Annotated in this window: 10 protein-coding genes and 1 tRNA gene; 2 read left to right on the top strand and 9 right to left on the bottom strand. The window is 62.0% G+C overall.

What is annotated here, in order from left to right:
* Window positions 1-25: 25 nt before the first annotated feature.
* Window positions 26-571, bottom strand: a complete 546-nt coding sequence (locus tag ISS99_RS19165; RefSeq protein WP_204633208.1) for a hypothetical protein — start codon at window positions 569-571, stop codon at window positions 26-28.
* 144 nt (window positions 572-715) lie between these two features.
* Window positions 716-790 (bottom strand) — tRNA-Val (locus tag ISS99_RS19160).
* 241 nt (window positions 791-1,031) lie between these two features.
* Between ISS99_RS19160 and ISS99_RS19155 the strand changes: the two genes are divergently transcribed.
* Complete coding sequence (locus ISS99_RS19155) at window positions 1,032-1,370, top strand: lipid-A-disaccharide synthase N-terminal domain-containing protein (RefSeq protein WP_204633207.1); 339 nt, start codon at window positions 1,032-1,034, stop codon at window positions 1,368-1,370.
* 74 nt (window positions 1,371-1,444) lie between these two features.
* Here ISS99_RS19155 and ISS99_RS23575 read toward each other — a convergent pair whose 3' ends face one another.
* From ISS99_RS23575 to ISS99_RS19125, 6 genes are all read right to left on the bottom strand, one after another.
* Entirely contained in the window at window positions 1,445-3,073 is a 1,629-nt protein-coding gene (locus ISS99_RS23575) for a methyl-accepting chemotaxis protein (RefSeq protein WP_204633206.1), read from the bottom strand.
* Window positions 3,074-3,148: 75 nt separating this feature from the next.
* Window positions 3,149-3,577 carry a phosphate ABC transporter substrate-binding protein gene (locus tag ISS99_RS19145; RefSeq protein WP_204633205.1) on the bottom strand — a complete coding sequence of 143 codons (429 nt, stop codon included), beginning with the start codon at window positions 3,575-3,577 and terminating at the stop codon, window positions 3,149-3,151.
* Between the two features lie 11 nt (window positions 3,578-3,588).
* The gene (locus ISS99_RS19140; protein ID WP_204633204.1) at window positions 3,589-4,800 is read right to left on the bottom strand and encodes a hypothetical protein; all 1,212 of its coding nucleotides are present in this window, start codon (window positions 4,798-4,800) and stop codon (window positions 3,589-3,591) included.
* A 186-nt stretch (window positions 4,801-4,986) separates the two neighbouring features.
* Entirely contained in the window at window positions 4,987-7,677 is a 2,691-nt protein-coding gene (metH, locus tag ISS99_RS19135) for a methionine synthase (RefSeq protein ID WP_204633203.1), read from the bottom strand.
* 93 nt (window positions 7,678-7,770) lie between these two features.
* Window positions 7,771-8,850: a homocysteine S-methyltransferase family protein gene (locus ISS99_RS19130; protein ID WP_204633202.1), complete on the bottom strand. Its 1,080-nt coding sequence runs from the start codon at window positions 8,848-8,850 to the stop codon at window positions 7,771-7,773.
* A 12-nt stretch (window positions 8,851-8,862) separates the two neighbouring features.
* The gene (locus tag ISS99_RS19125; RefSeq protein WP_204633201.1) at window positions 8,863-9,789 is read right to left on the bottom strand and encodes an ArsR/SmtB family transcription factor; all 927 of its coding nucleotides are present in this window, start codon (window positions 9,787-9,789) and stop codon (window positions 8,863-8,865) included.
* A gap of 281 nt (window positions 9,790-10,070) precedes the next feature.
* Here ISS99_RS19125 and ISS99_RS19120 point away from each other — a divergent pair, with 281 nt between their 5' ends.
* Entirely contained in the window at window positions 10,071-11,231 is a 1,161-nt protein-coding gene (locus ISS99_RS19120; RefSeq protein WP_204633200.1) for an acyl-CoA dehydrogenase family protein, read from the top strand.
* A 113-nt stretch (window positions 11,232-11,344) separates the two neighbouring features.
* On the opposite strand, the gene ISS99_RS19115 is transcribed toward ISS99_RS19120, so the two are convergent.
* Window positions 11,345-14,524: a multidrug efflux RND transporter permease subunit gene (locus ISS99_RS19115; protein WP_204633199.1), complete on the bottom strand. Its 3,180-nt coding sequence runs from the start codon at window positions 14,522-14,524 to the stop codon at window positions 11,345-11,347.
* Between the last annotated feature and the right edge of the window lie 4 nt (window positions 14,525-14,528).

Here is a 14,528-nt window from a genome sequence, read left to right as displayed (position 1 = left end):
CGCTTGCGGGTTTCGGAAAAAAAGCTCAGTGGTTTTCACAGCGTGCTCCATACACCTGCATGGGTAGCTGTGCGCATTCGTGAAAAGCGCTGTCGGTAAGTTGCCAACCGCCGCGACCGCCGTCAGCGTCGAGATTCCAAAGATACGTCCACGACAAGTAAGTGTTCTTGGTCTGCGAAATGATGCTGAGGTGTTCACCCGGCTCGCCGGCGACGGGCAGGAATGCAGGCTTGTTGTCGTCCGGCAAGACGTGCGTGTGGCTGGATGAGGATGCGTTTGCGCCCGCCGTGTAAAACGCCCGCCGCAGGGTGATGATGTCCACGTCGGGCCGGATGGCTTTCGCCACGAACTGGCCATTGCGGTAGTCGTGGTAATTGGCGGTGTCTCGCGTGATCTCGTCGCGAATCCAATTGGCCCACGTCACGTAGCTTGGCGTATTGGGTGCAAGCTGCACCGTTTCCACTTTGTCGATGGCCTGTCCATCGCTGGCATTCGGCGGCGACGCAAACGCCGGCGTGGACAACGCCAGCGTGCAAAAGATCGCTATGGATAATCCTTGAACCTTTCTCATCATCACGCCCCTGTGGCTGAGTAAGGATGTTGCTCCGTTGGTGTCGTGGTGCCTGAAACGGCCGGCTATATCGAGCCCCACGGGTGCTATTGAACCACAACGAAATAGGCCACCTGCAAGGGTGGCCTAAGTCATTGAACAGGTTGGTGGGCGGTACAAGGATCGAACTTGTGACACCTGCCGTGTGAAGGCAGTGCTCTACCGCTGAGCTAACCGCCCGCCGGGAACGCGCAACTATACGGATTACGAATGGAGAGGTCAACCTCCAGGTGGTCTGCGGCGTTCGGAAGAGCTGTCCAACCTCGACGGAAACCCTGGCAATTCGCCTTTTTGGGGCTCCTTTGCGGGCCGCCTGGCTGCTGCATGCAAGGCAGGCAAGCCCGGTCCGGCGACGGGTCGCTGCAGTCTGTCGGGTTGGGCAGCTAAAATCTCCCATTACCCTGGCCAAGCAGCTCCCAACATGCACGTCGATCTCTCGCACATCCTGCATTCGCTACAGGCGTTTCATTTGACGCCGTGGAAGGTGGTCGGCTACCTGGGCACGCTGATGTTTACCGGCCGCTGGTTCGTGCAGCTGTACTACACGCGCAAATACAAGCGCGTGGTGATGCCGCTCTCGTTCTGGTGGATGTCGGTGACGGGCAGTGCCTTGCTGCTGGCCTACTTCGTGTTCGGCAAAAACGACTCGGTAGGCATCCTTTCCAATTTTTTCCCGGTGTTCGTGTCGGTCTACAACCTGGTGGTGCATTTGCGTCACCACAAAAACAACGTCACCGGCGATGAGATGAGTTCGTCCTGAGCAGGCAGGCTGTTTTCAACAGCCTGCCGCAGGATGGAGCTTGCGCCGTTCGCGACGTTGCGTGCCCAGCAGGCTCAGAACTCCTGCCAGGCGCCGCTCTCGCCAGCCATCGCGATGGCATGGGTGGCCCTCGGCGGAGCAAATTCGCGCGACGGCCGGGGTGCGGGTGCGGGCGATGCGACGTCGTCAAGAACTTCATCCAGGCGGAAGTAGGTCACCTGCTGCGCCAATTGCTGGGCTTGTTCGAGCATCGCGCGGCTGGCCGCCGCAGCTTCTTCCACCAGTGCAGCGTTCTGCTGGGTGGCGTTGTCCATCTGCACGACGGCGCGGTTGACCTGGTCGATGCCGCTGGATTGTTCCTGGCTGGCCGCGGCGATTTCGGCCACGATGTCCGTAACGCGTTTCACGCTGGCGACAATGTCCGACAAGGTGCGGCCTGAGCGGTTTACCAACTCGGTGCCGACATTTACTTTTTCGGCACTGTCGGCGATCAGCGTCTTGATTTCCTTGGCCGCCGCCGCCGAGCGCTGGGCGAGGTTGCGTACTTCCGTTGCGACCACGGCAAAGCCTCGGCCCTGCTCGCCCGCGCGTGCAGCTTCTACCGCGGCATTGAGCGCAAGCAGGTTGGTTTGAAAGGCGATCTCGTCGATCACGCCGATGATGTCCTCGATCTTGTGGCTGGCATCGCTGATGCCGTTCATTGCGGTGATGGCCTCGGCCACGACTTCGCCGCCTTTCTGCGCTTGCGTGCGTGCGCTTTGGGCCAGCTGATCGGCACGGTTGGCATTGTCGGCGTTGTGTTTGACGGTGGCGGTCATCTGCTCCATCGACGAGGCGGTTTCTTCCAGGCTGGATGCCTGTTCCTGCGTTCGCTGGTTGAGATCGTCGTTACCCTGCGAGAGCTGCTTGGCCGACGTGCCCACGGCTGCCGATGCATTGCGGATTTCCACCACGATGCCGGTCAGCTTGCCATTCATGCGCGCCAGCGTGGCCGATACGGAATGATCGTCGTCGCGCGGGGTGCTTGCGACGGAGAGGTCGCCTTCGGCAATGCGGGCCACGGACGCACGCAGCTGTTCGGGTTCTGCGCCGAGCTCCCGCGTTACTGCGCGAAGAATGAGGAAGACGCCTACGACCAGCGAGCCGAGAACAGCCAGGCCGAATGCGGTATTGATGCCGAGGCTGCTGCGAACGCCGGCGCGCGAATCCTGCAGACTTGCTTCCACGCTTTCATGCGCGGACTTCAGCTCGTGGGCCACCAGGGCATCGAGTGCCTGCTGCGAGGATTGCATTTGTGCGACGCTGGCCGCGACGTCGCCTTGTTGCTTGAGCATCGCTTTCGCCGCCGCGACGGCAGCTTGCTGGTAACGCCGATAGGTCGTGTCGAGCTGCTTTGCTGCTGCGGCTTTGTCTCGCAGCGCGGCGAGGGGCTTCAAGGTGTTTTCGGCCGCGTCGGCGACGGCATTCACGTCGTCGAGCTTCGAGGCGTCGCCTTCGGCGACCGCGCTTTGCACGGTCTGGGTGGTCTGGGTGACCTGATCCTGGAACTTGGTGAGGCCTTCCAGATACGGATAGTCCACCGTTTCCAGCGAAGTGATCAGCGAAGAGGTGGCTGCGCCTTTGTAGAAGCTGGCTGACCACCCGGCGGCAAACAGCACCAGGGTGATCGTGGGCAGCATGAGAATGCGAGTCTTGAACTTCATCGGTAAGCATCCGGGAGAGGGATACCATGAAGCGTGCGACGTCCCTGTTCGCACGCTTGAGGTAGGTGGATCGGCTCAGGGAAGGGTGAGCACGACCTTGACGCTGGAATCGACCGCGGAACTGTCGATGTATCCGATCGAGGTGCCGCCGGAGGCTACGGCCTTTTTCACTTCGGCATCGCTGCCCAGCTCTTTGGGGGGCAGGGCCTTGCCGCTGAAAATCAGTCGCGACCACACGGCCTTGACCTGGCTGGCGGATTTGCCGGAGAGCTTCTGATAGAACTGCTCGCGCACCGGATTGGATTCGGGCAGGTCGTAAAGCTTGGCCGAGCCGCCGCCGGGAAAGGCACTGCTTTTGCCCAGATACAGCTCGCTTACCTGGTCCTTGCTCATGCTCGGCGCGCTGCTGCCGGCGGCAACGACTACCGCTATGCCCGCAAAGGCCGGCATGGCGCCCGCAGCCAAAGCCAAAGCGCAAGCCCACTTGATCATCTTACTTGTCATGGCGGGCCTCCTCAGAACACGAAGTCCACGACAGCCGAATACACATTCACCGAATGGCCGTCGTAGGTGGGCGACACGTCGGCGAAATCACCGCCGTTGGCGGAAGGCGTGACGTGGTCGAGCTGCGCCTTGATGTCGATGTTCTTGTAGACGTCCCAGCGCACGCCCAGAGAGGTGGTGTGCTGATAGGTATGGCTGACCAGTGCATCGACGCCTTGCGACAGCGGCAACAGCGGCCCGAAGGCGGGAACGCCATAGCTGTTTACTTCGCTGGGCTTGTTGGTGCCGCCGTAGGTGACATACGGCGTCCAGCTGCCGAAGTGGTAACCCAGGGTGCCGTACCAGCCGTTGTTGCGGGCCAGGAAGCTGGACGAATGCAGCGCGCCGTATTCCGCCGTGGCGAGAATATTGTGCGCATCGTAGGTGCCGCCAAGGCTCACGAACGTGGCGCGCTTGTTATTGGCTTCGAGCGAATCGGCGATGGAGCCGAAACCGGCTTGCTGCAATCCGGCGAACAGCGGCGCCGTGCTGCCGGAGGTGTAGTCGATGTGCGCCGTGCTGGCGCCGCCGCGCAAATGGAAATCGCCGATGTCGTAGGTGACATAGCCGCCGTACAATTGGTGCACGCCCAGCTTGGCCGTTTGCTGCGAGGTATCGGGCAGATCCGTATCGGCACTGCCAGCCAGCACTTGCACCGACACGGTGCCAGGGCCCAGTGCATGGGTCCACGTCACGTCGCCGCCGTCGAAATAATCGAGTACGGCCAGGTCATAGACTTCCAGTGGCGCGCGCAGCCACGGGTTGGCGTAACCCACGTAGCGGTAGTCGGAAACCAGGTAGGCGGGCCAGCCCAGGCGGCCCACGCGCACGCTCACGCTGTCCAGCGGCTTGTAGCGCAGGAACGCCCATTCCAGCGTCGGCTCGAACTGGCCTTTTGCATCCTGCTGGGCCAATCCCTGCACGGTGGCGCTGAGCTGGTCGTTGAAGTTGACGTCGACCTGCGCGCCCAGGCGTGAATCCACCAACAGGGAACCCGACTTGGTGGCGCCCTTTTCCTGTCCGGGGTTCAGGAAGGTCAGGTCGTTGGTATTGGTCTGGACGTAGCCCAGGGTGCCAAAGCCGGAGAAACGGTAAGAGAAGCCGTCATCGGCAAGAGCTGCCTGGGAAACGGCTAAGGCGAGTAGGGCGGAGACCAGGGCGGTCCGCCGGCCGAGCGAATGCATACGTAGAATCCTGCGATAGGTGCGACAAATGGCGGAAGTGTTCCGCGAGGATTTAATCGGCCGTCGTCAGGAAATCTTAAGTCTGCGTGAAAATAATGTGTCCATAATTTGACAATCGCGCACCCCGGAGCGCCCCGCAGTCCGTATCCGGGGCGCTACCTGGGGCGATGCACCCGGTCGCCCGGGCTATTCGGGGTCGTAGTCCAGGTGAGAGGCCAGCCAGCGCTCCGCCTCTTCGCGTGTCCAGCCTTTGCGCTTGGCGTAGTCGTCGATCTGTTCGCGAGTCATGCGACCCACGACGAAATACTGGCTGTCGGGGTGCGAGAAATACCATCCTGATACGGCGGCAGCCGGATACATCGCAAAACCTTCGGTAAGCTCGATGCCGGTATTGGCGGTGGCATCGAGCAATTCGAACAGCGCCGTTTTCTCGGTGTGGTCCGGACAGGCGGGATAGCCTGGGGCAGGGCGGATGCCGCGGTATTGCTCGTCGATCAACGCATCGTTATCGAGCGTTTCATTGGGCTGGTAGCCCCAGAACTCGCGGCGTACGCGTTCGTGCAGGCGCTCGGCAAACGCTTCGGCCAGGCGATCGGCCAGCGCCTTGAGCAGAATCGCCGAATAATCGTCGTGATCCGCTTCGAAGCGCTTGACGTGTTCTTCGATGCCGATGCCGGCGGTAACGGCAAAGCCGCCGAGCCAGTCCTGCTTGCCGGCATCCTTGGGTGCAATGAAGTCGGCGAGGCAGAAGTCGGGGCGCTCTGCCGGCTTCTCCGCCTGCTGGCGAAGATGGTGCAAGATGCGGATCTTGCCATCGTCGCCGGCAGTCAATGCGATGTCGTCGCCTACGCCACGTGCCGGCCAGAAGCCGATGACCGCGCGCGCAGTCAACCAGCGTTCGGCGATGATTTTGTCGAGCATGGCCTGCGCATCGGCGAACAATTCGCTGGCTTGTTTGCCGACGATCTCGTCTTTGAGAATGGCCGGATAGCGGCCGGCCAGCTCCCACGCCTGGAAGAACGGTGTCCAGTCGATGTATTGGCGCAATTCGGCGAGGTCGTAATCGTTGAAAACGGTGAGGCCGGGCTTGCGCGGTTGCGGCGGCACGTAGGCAGACCAATCGCCGCGGAAGCGCTGGTTGCGCGCATGTTCCAGCGGCACCAGGGTCTTGCCCTTGCCGCGGTTCTTGTGGCGCTCGCGAATGTCCGCGTACTCGGCACGGATATTCGCCATGAAATTGTCGACCAAATCCTTGCTCACCAACGACTGTGCCACGCCGACGGCGCGAGAGGCATCTTTCACCCACACGGTCGGCGACTTGTAGTGCGGCTCGATCTTCAGCGCCGTGTGCGCACGCGACGTGGTGGCGCCGCCGATAAGCAATGGAATCTCGAATTCCTGGCGCTGCATTTCGCGTGCGACCTGGCTCATTTCTTCCAGCGACGGCGTGATCAGGCCGGACAGGCCGATCATGTCTGCCTTGTGCTCCCGCGCGCTGTCCAGGATCTTTTGTGCGGGCACCATCACGCCAAGATCGATCACCTCGAAGTTATTGCAGCGAAGCACCACTCCGACGATGTTCTTGCCGATGTCGTGCACGTCGCCCTTGACTGTGGCCATGACGATCGTGCCGTTGTTCTTGCCCACGTCGCCGGTGCGCAATTTCTCGGCCTCGATGTAGGGCAGCAGATAGGCCACTGCCTTTTTCATCACCCGCGCGGATTTGACCACTTGCGGCAGGAACATCTTGCCGGCGCCGAACAGGTCGCCCACGATATTCATGCCGTCCATCAGCGGGCCTTCGATCACGTCCAGCGGGCGGCTGGACTGCTGGCGCGCTTCTTCGGTGTCCTCGTCGACGAACTGGTCGATGCCGTGCACCAGGGCGTGGGCCAGGCGTTCACGCACCGGCTTTTCGCGCCACGCCAGGTTTTCGACCGGCGCTTCGCCTTTCTTGGCCTTGTATTGATCGGCGACTTCCAGCAAGCGCTCGGTAGCATCCGGGCGGCGATTGAGCACGACGTCTTCGACGCGTTCGCGCAACTCCTCGGGCACGTCGTCGTAGATCATCAACGCACCCGCGTTGACGATGCCCATGTCCATGCCAGCCTTGATCGCGTGGTACAGGAATACCGAATGGATGGCTTCGCGCACCGTATTGTTGCCGCGGAACGAGAACGATACGTTGGATACGCCGCCGGACACGTGGCTGAGCGGGAAACGCTTCTTCAGTTCGCGCGTGGCTTCGATGAAGTCGACCGCGTAATTGTTGTGTTCTTCAATGCCGGTGGCGATGGCGAAGATATTGGGGTCGAAAATGATGTCTTCGGGCGGGAAGTCCAGCTCTTCGGTCAGCAGTTTGTAGGCGCGTGAGGAGATTTCCACCTTGCGCTCGCAGGTATCGGCCTGGCCCTGTTCGTCGAAGGCCATCACCACCACGGCGGCGCCGTATTCAAGCACCTTGCGAGCGTGCTCCAGGAACAGCTCTTCGCCTTCTTTCATCGAGATCGAGTTGACCACGCCCTTGCCTTGCAGGCAGCGCAGGCCGGCCTCGATCACGCTCCACTTGGACGAATCGACCATCACTGGCACGCGGGCAATGTCCGGTTCGGCCGCGATCAGATTCAGAAAGCGTGTCATCGCCGCTTCCGAATCGATCAAGCCTTCGTCCATGTTGACGTCGATGATCTGCGCGCCATTGGCAACTTGCTGACGCGCGACTTCCACTGCTTCTTCGTAGCGGTCTTCTTTGATCAGCTTCTTGAACTGCGCCGAGCCGGTGACATTGGTGCGCTCGCCTACGTTGACGAACAGCAGGTCCGGTGTGATCACCAGGGGTTCGAGGCCGGAGAGGCGGGTGTGGCGGATGGTGTTCATGCTTGGCAGTTTTTCTCCTCCCCCTGCTCGTCCCACAGGGACTGCCTTGGGGTCGCAGGGAGGGATGGGAGCAGGTGGTGGCGGCGCCGGGGCTTATGCCGCTTGTGTAATTTCCGAAGGCAATGCACGCGGCTCGTATTGGCGCACCGCTTCGGCGATCGCCTTGATGTGCGCCGGTGTCGTGCCGCAGCAGCCGCCGACCAGATTGAGCAGCCCCTCGCGCGCGAAGCCGCCGATAACCGCCGCCATCTGCGCCGGTGTCTCGTCGTATTCGCCAAAGGCATTGGGCAACCCGGCGTTGGGGTGGGTGCTGACGTAAGACTCGCAGGCGTTCGCGAGGGTCTGTATGTGCGGGCGCAGGTCGGCTGCGCCGAGCGCGCAGTTGAGGCCCACTGCCAACGGTCGGATGTGCTTCACCGAGTAGTAGAACGCTTCGGCCGTCTGCCCCGACAGGGTGCGGCCGGAGCGATCGGTGATGGTGCCGGAGATCATCACCGGCACCCGATGGCCGCGCGCCCGGAACAGTTCGCTGAGCGCGAACAGGGCCGCCTTGGCGTTGAGCGTATCGAAAATCGTCTCGACCATGACGATGTCGGCGCCACCGTCGATCAGGCCGTTGGCCGATTCGGTGTAATTGACGACCAGCTCTTCGAAAGTGACGTTGCGAAAGCCCGGATCATTGACGTCCGGCGACAGCGATGCGGTGCGGCTGGTCGGGCCCAGCACGCCGATGACGAAGCGCGGCTTGGCCGGATTCTTTGCGGTATAGGCATCGCAGGCCGCGCGGGCCAGCCTGGCACCTTCGCGATTCAGTTCGTAAGCGAGGTGTTCCAGGTGATAGTCGGCCTGGCTGATCCGCGTGGAATTGAAGGTGTTGGTTTCGATCAGATCTGCGCCGGCTTCCAGATAGGCTTCGTGCACGCCGCGAATGATGTCCGGCTTGGTCAGCGTCAGCAGGTCGTTGTTGCCTTTGAGATCGCAGCCACCCGGATGATCGTGCTCGTGGTGGTTGTCGTGGCCGTGCTCGAAGCGCTCGCCGCGAAAGCCGGCTTCGTCCAGCTGATGGCCTTGCAGCATGGTGCCCATGCCGCCGTCGAGAATCAGGATGCGTTGGCGCAAAGCCGCTTCCAGCGAAGCGACTCGTTCGGGATGAAGCCAGGGAAGCATGCTCATGGGAACGCTCCGTTACGACTTGCGTGCCAACAGGCTGATTACTTCGAAGTGCGGTGCCTTGCGTTCGCGGCTGAGCCGGTTGCAGCTGAGCACTTCGAGCTTGGCCTGTGCGGCGAGTCTGGTCAGGTCTTGCTGGTTGAAACCAAGATTGCGATGGTCGAACGGTTCCACCACCGCGCGGTGATCGTGTTTGCCCAGCGTCACGGCGAGCAGGCGCCCGCCCGGACGCAGCACTCGCGCGGCTTCGGCGATGGCCTCGGAGGGGTGTTCCGAATAGGTGAGCGCGTGCAGCATCAGGATCAGATCGAAGCGGTCGGCTTCCATCGACAACGCGTGCATGTCGCCATGACGGACCTCGACGTTGTCGAAGCCGGCCAGTCGCTTCGCTGCCGCTTCCACGACACGTTCGCTGGCATCGATACAGACGATGGATCGTGCATGGGGGGCGAGCAATTCGGCGGTAACGCCATCGCCCGAGGCGATATCCAATACGTCGCCGGTTTCCAGCAATTGCAGCAGCGAACGGGTTAGCGTCTCCCAGGTGCGGCCGGGCGAGTAATGCCGTTCCATGTCGCCGGCCACGGTGTCGGCCCAGCCTTCCTCGTGAGCGCGCTGGGCAAGCACGCCGGGAAGGCGGGCAGCGTCCTCGCGCAGCAGGGCATCGTCGATGCTTTCGCGCAAAGAACGGATCAATGCATGCTGATGTTCATCGCTTTCGCTGTTGGCGCGGTAATAGGCCGATACGCCCGCGCGGCGGTCGCGCACCAGCTCGGCTTCCTTGAGCTTGGCCAGATGGGTCGATACGCGCGGCTGCGCCAGATGCAGCACCGCCGCCAATTCGGCAACGGTCAGTTCCTCGCGCTCGAGCAGGGCCAGCAGTCGCACGCGGGTGGGATCGGCCAGCAGGCGCAACACGCTGGAGGCGGTGGCCAGATCCATTAAGCATCCTTATATCGCGATAAAGAGATGTTAAGGGTAGGCGGGGTTGCCCGGGGCGTCAAGGGTCGAAGCGGGGAACAGGGAACGGGGAACGTTTAGGTTGCGGGAGACGGAGGCTATTCGCTTCGTGGGAAGCTCGTATTGAAAAAGCTTGATGACGGGGGACGGTGCGATGCTCTTCCCCCGTTTCCCATTCTTGCTGCACCCGCACAAGGCCCCGCAGCCTAGCCCGGCTAAAATGGTGGGCTTCCCTCTCACACGTTCGCCCCCCGGAGCCCCTCATGGATTTCCGTTTCACCGAAGACCAGCTCTCCATTCAGGCTATTGCCCGCGACTTTGCGCAGAAGCGGATCGTGCCGGTAGCCGCCGAGCTCGACGCCAAGGGCGAGTTCCCGCTGGACAACATCCGCGAGATGGGCCAGTTGGGCCTGATGGGCATTGAAGTGCCGCACGAGTACGGCGGTGCCGGCATGGATCCGGTCGGCTATGTGCTGGCAATGATCGAGATCGCTGCGGCCGATGCGGCCACCTCCACCATCATGTCGGTGAACAATTCGCTGTTCTGCAACGGCATCCTCAAGCACGGCACTGAAGAGCAGAAACAGAAGTATGTGCGCGCCATCGCCCAGGGCGATGCGATCGGTGCCTACGCACTGACTGAACCGCAATCCGGTTCGGATGCGTCGGCCATGCACACCCGCGCGTCGAAGAATGCCGACGGCGACTGGGTGATCAACGGCAAGAAGAGCTGGATCACTTCCGGTCCGGTGGCGCGCTACATCGTGCTGTTCGCCATCACTACACCCGGTATCGGTGCCAAGGGCGTGTCGGCCTTCATCATCGATACGCAGAAGCCCGGTTTTCATGCAGGCAAGACCGAGCCCAAGCTGGGCATTCGTGCTTCGGCCACCTGCGAAATCGAGTTCAACGAGTACGTCTGTTCGAAAGACGATCTGCTGGGCGAGGAAGGGAAGGGCTTCTCCATCGCCATGGGCGTGCTGGATGCGGGCCGCATCGGCATCGCTTCGCAGGCCGTCGGCATTGCTCGCGCCGCCTACGAGGCCACGCTGCAGTGGTCGCGCGACCGCAAGGCCTTCGGCCAGCCGATCGGCACCTTCCAGATGACGCAGGCCAAGATCGCCGACATGAAGTGCAAGCTCGACGCTGCCACCTTGCTTACCTTGCGCGCCGCGTGGACCAAGGGTGAGGCGGAGAAGAAAGGCGGCCGCTTCGGCACCGAGGCATCGGTGGCGAAACTGGTGGCTTCCGAAGCCGCGATGTGGATTGCCCACCAGGCGGTGCAGATCCACGGCGGCATGGGCTATTCCAAGGAGATGCCGCTGGAGCGCTATTTCCGCGATGCCAAGATCACCGAGATCTACGAAGGCACCAGTGAAATCCAGCGCATGGTCATTGCGCGTGCTGAAACCGGCTTGCGCTGATCGCCCAGAGCGGGTTTCGCGAATGAGTCGCGAAACCCGCCGTTGTGCGGCAGGGAGATAAAAAAAGCCCCGGCGGATCGCCGGGGCTTTTTTGTTTGCGGCAAAGCCGTTCGTCAGTGATCGTGACGTGCCAGCTTGTGCGTCTCTTCGTCCAGCTTGTCGCCCAGCATGCGCCGTACGCTCACGTAGAACACCGGAATGAGCAGCAGGCCCAGGATGGTGGCGAACAGCATGCCGCCGATCACCGCCGTACCGATTTCGTGGCGGGAGTTGGCGCCTGCGCCGGTGGACATCACCAGCGGCAGCACGCCGAGGATGAAGGCCAGCGAGGTCATCAGGATCGGGCGCAGTCGCTGGCGGGCAGCGGTGAGTACCGCTTCGAATAGCGTCTTGCCCTCGGCTTGCTGCTCGACCGCGAATTCCACGATCAGGATGGCGTTTTTCGCGGCCAGGCCGATCACCGTCACCATGCCGATCTTGAAGTACATGTCGTTCGGGAAGCCGCGCAACATCATCAGCACGGTCATGCCCAATACGCCAAGCGGTACTACCAGCAACACGGCGACCGGAATCGACCAGCTTTCATACAGCGCCGACAAGCACAGGAACACGATCACGATCGACAGAATCATCAAGAGTGTGGCCGAGTTGCCGGCCAGCATTTCCTGGTACGACTGGCCGGTCCAATCTGCGCCGAAGCCCTTGGGAAGCTCGTTGTCGACGATGTTCTGCAGCGTCCCCATCGCCTGGCCGGTGGAATAGCCCTTGTTGGCATCGCCGACGATTTCGATGGCCGGGTAGCCGTTGTAGCGCGTCAGCGAAGGCGCGGCCATGCTCCAGCTGGTGTGCACCACACTGGACAGCGGAATCATGCTGTAGGGGCCATTGACCGAGGCAGGGGTGCTCGAGGATGTCGTCGAGGTGGTGGCAAGCGAACTGGGCGAATAAACGTGGCTCAGCGAGCCCGTATCCATGCGGTATGGGGCGTCTGCTTGCACCATCACGCGCTTCACGCGGTCTTCGTAGATGAAGTTGTTGATGTACACCGGTGCCAGCATCAGCTGGATGGCGCTGTAGACGTCGCTTACCGACATGCCCAGGGTCGAGGCCTGGATGCGATCAACCTTGAGGTTGTACTGCGGTGCATCCGGCAGGATGTTGGGACGGGTGCCAAACAGCGTGGGGCTTTGTGCGGCCTTGCCCAGCAGCATGCCCATGGCTTGCCCCAATTCGGCCCGCGACTGGCCGTTGCGGGCCTGCAGGTACATGTCCAGGCCGCCGAACTGGCTCAGGCCGCGGATGGTCGGCAGGTTCACCACGAAGATCTGCGCGTCGCGGATGCCGTGCAGGACACCGTTGGCCGTGCGGATGAAGTCGTCCGCGGTGATCGAGCGCTGATCCCAATCCTTGAGCTTGATGAACACCATGCCGGCGTTTTCGCTGCGGCCCACGAAGCTGAAGCCGCTGATCTGGTACATGCCTACGTAGGTGCCTTTCAACGGGCTGTTGTCCAGCTTGTCGTTGATCTCCTTCATCACGTGTTCCGAGCGCTCCACCGTGGCGCCCGGCGGCAGGCTGACGATGGCCAGCGCAAAGCCCTGGTCCTCGTTCGGCACGAAGCCGGTGGGCAGCTTGGTGTAGAGGAAGCCGGCCAGCATGGTGATCAGGACGAACACGATCATCCACCGCGGAGCGTGACGCACCGCACTGCCGATGTGGCCGTGGTAGGTGTGCGTGATGCGGTCGAAGGCCTTGTTGAACCAGTTGTAGATGAAATTCTTCTTTTGCTCGTGCGTGGGCTTGAGGATGGTGGCGCACAAGGCCGGCGTGAACGACAGCGCGAGGAACGCCGAGAAGCCCATCGATACGGCAATGGTCAGCGCGAACTGCTTGTAGATCACGCCGGTGGCGCCTGGCTGCAGCGCGGAAGGCACGAACACTGCCGCCAGCACCACGGTGATCGCCACCACGGCGCCAGTGATCTGGCTCATCGCCTTGCGCGTGGCCTCCTTCGGCGGGAGGTTCTCCTCGGACATGATGCGCTCGACGTTCTCGATCACCACGATCGCGTCGTCCACCACGATACCGATGGCCAGCACCATGCCGAACAAGGTGAGCTGGTTGATGGTGAAGCCCATCGGCGACAGGCCGATGAAGGTGCCGAGCAGGGCCACCGGAATCACCATCGTCGGGATGATGGTGGCGCGGAAGTTCTGCAGGAAGATCAGCATCACGAAGAACACGAGGATGATCGCCTCGACCAGCGTGTGCAGCACTTCCTTGATCGACACCTGCACGAACGGCGTGCTGTCGTACGGCGCGAACCAGGTGACTCCCTGTGGGAAGTCCTTGGACAGCTCGTCCATCTTGGCGCGCACGGCTTCGGCCACGTTGAGCGCGTTGGCGCCCGGCAGCAACTGCACGCCGAAGCCGCCGACCGGCTTGCCGCTCCAGGTGGAGGTGAAACCGTAGGTCTGCGGGCCGAACTCGATGCGCGCGATGTCTTTCATGCGCACGACGGTGCCGTCGGCATTGGCGCGCAGGATGATGTTGCCGAACTCCTCGGGCGTTGAGAACAGGCCCTCGGCCGACACGGTGGCGGTGAAGCTCTGCCCGTTGACGGCGGGATCGGCACCCAGCGAACCGGCGGCGAACTGCACGTTCTGGGCGGAGATCGCGCTTTCCACCTGGGTGGCGGAAAGTCCGTAGCCCTGCATCTTGTCCGGGTTCAGCCACACGCGCATGGCGTATTCGGAACCGACCTGGAAGGTGCTGCCAATGCCAGGAATGCGGCCAACCTGATCGATCACCTGCGTGCCGACGATGTCGTTCAGGCGATTACCGTCGATTTCCGGATTGTTGGAGATCAGGCCCACGAACATCAGGAAGTCCGGGTTGGCCTTGGCCACCACCACGCCCTGCTGCGTCACCGCTGCCGGCAACTGCGGCTGTGCCAGCGATACCTTGTTTTGCACCTGTACCTGGGCGATGTCCGGATCGGTACCGGTAGCGAAGCTCAGGGTGATCGTGGACGTACCGTTGGAGTTCGAGGCCGAACTGAAATAAAGCAGGTTGTCCACGCCGGTGAGCTGCTGCTCGATCACCTTGGTGACGGTGTCTTCCATGGTCTGGGCGCTGGCACCGGGGAAGGTGGCCGTCACCGTGACCTGCGGAGGCGCGATGTTGGGGTAGGACTCCACACCCATGTTCAGCACCGAGATGGTGCCGACCAGGGTGATGAGAATGGCGACCACCCACGCGAAGATGGGGCGGTCGATAAAGAAACTCGGCATCAGT

Origin of the sequence: Dyella mobilis, assembly GCF_016904945.1 — a bacterium.
GTDB classification, from domain to species: domain Bacteria; phylum Pseudomonadota; class Gammaproteobacteria; order Xanthomonadales; family Rhodanobacteraceae; genus Dyella_B; species Dyella_B mobilis.
The sequence above is the reverse complement of the archived record's forward strand: the minus strand, read 5'-3'. Positions and strand labels throughout refer to the sequence as shown.